2 protein-coding genes are annotated in these 1,195 nt (G+C 45.0%); both read left to right on the top strand.

Going from position 1 to position 1,195, the window contains the following annotated elements; genetic code table 11:
• The first annotated feature begins 196 nt into the window (after positions 1-196).
• Positions 197-703, top strand: a complete 507-nt coding sequence (locus tag O9300_RS05770; protein WP_287970542.1) for a general secretion pathway protein GspE — start codon at positions 197-199, stop codon at positions 701-703.
• 65 nt (positions 704-768) lie between these two features.
• Complete coding sequence (locus O9300_RS05765; protein ID WP_079209266.1) at positions 769-1,059, top strand: DUF3082 domain-containing protein; 291 nt, start codon at positions 769-771, stop codon at positions 1,057-1,059.
• Positions 1,060-1,195 lie beyond the last annotated feature (136 nt).

Raw genomic sequence — 1,195 nt, 5'->3', positions numbered from 1 at the left:
GGCTCTTCGGTTTGTGTTATGCAATGGACGAGGGTTATAAGGGATGGAACCCTTATAGAGAAAGGCATTTAGCGATTTTTGTCAATTGTTTTTGATCTAGAGCGAACTAATCAATTAAATCTCTTGCCAGATAAGGATTTAGTCGATTTATGCCACCCGATCGAACCATACCAAGTAACGAAGAGCCCTCTATTCTATGTCATTAGCAAACGAGAAACTTCAGACCAAGCTGCCTTCCTTTGCTCAAAAGTTAGTGCAGTCGGGTTATACTACCCTAGAGGAAATCGAGCGCGTCATGGCTGATGAATTAACTTTACCCTCCCTCTCTGCTGCCAATAATCCTGAGATTCCCTCGGATGTTTTCGGGAGAATCGAGGCGATCGAGCAGCTATTACAGGCTCTCAACCGTGAATTACAGTCACTAAAGCGGGAAATTAGCCTAAATTCGCCCACAGCTTCCCCTGGGAGCGCAAATCCGACTATTCTCGACCAGGAGTTGCCTGATTTGACTAATCCAGTCCTTCCTTCCCGAAACTGGTCAACGGACAAAGAAACGATCTTTTCCGCTGCCCCTGTTTATGAGGAGTTAACCGACCCCGGCGATTGGGAACAGTTAAAACGGCAACTAGACCAGAATCAAGACCTGATCGCCTCCTCGCAAGTCGATACTTCTTTTCCTTCCGTCCTCGATCCTTGGTCCTAGTCGGGTAAAATGCTGGGGAAAAGAATTAAAATTTAACCTGGGCAATATTTGAGGACTAAAAAGGAATGACCACAGAATTAGAAACCAAAAAAGTTACTCCTACTCGCTGTTTGGTTGGTGCGGCAATTTCGGCAGCATTGGGGACAATTCTCTATTATCTCACAGCAGCGATCGGTCATTCTTTTTACTCAAAACCAATGGTTGCTCACAGTCCGATCGCCTTGAGAATTGGCAGTGCTGTCCGCACTTTAGTTTTTGGTTTAGCTTCTCTAGGAACCTTTATTTTTGCTTTTGTCACCATTGGTTTAATTCTTTTGGCTATCCAATTACTACTTAAACGCCCTCAACAAATTTGACACTCCCATCGCACTCATGCGAGGGATTCTTCATTCACAGGGAGATGCCTTGCAAAAGCAGTGCCTTTACTTGGTCTTACTCTCCCTCCAGAAGCAGTAGCGGTATGCCCTACCGCCAAAATTCGTAAACCTTCAT

Origin of the sequence: Microcystis sp. LE19-195.1E (assembly GCF_027532095.1) — a bacterium.
GTDB classification, from domain to species: domain Bacteria; phylum Cyanobacteriota; class Cyanobacteriia; order Cyanobacteriales; family Microcystaceae; genus Microcystis; species Microcystis aeruginosa.
The sequence above is the reverse complement of the archived record's forward strand: the minus strand, read 5'-3'. Positions and strand labels throughout refer to the sequence as shown.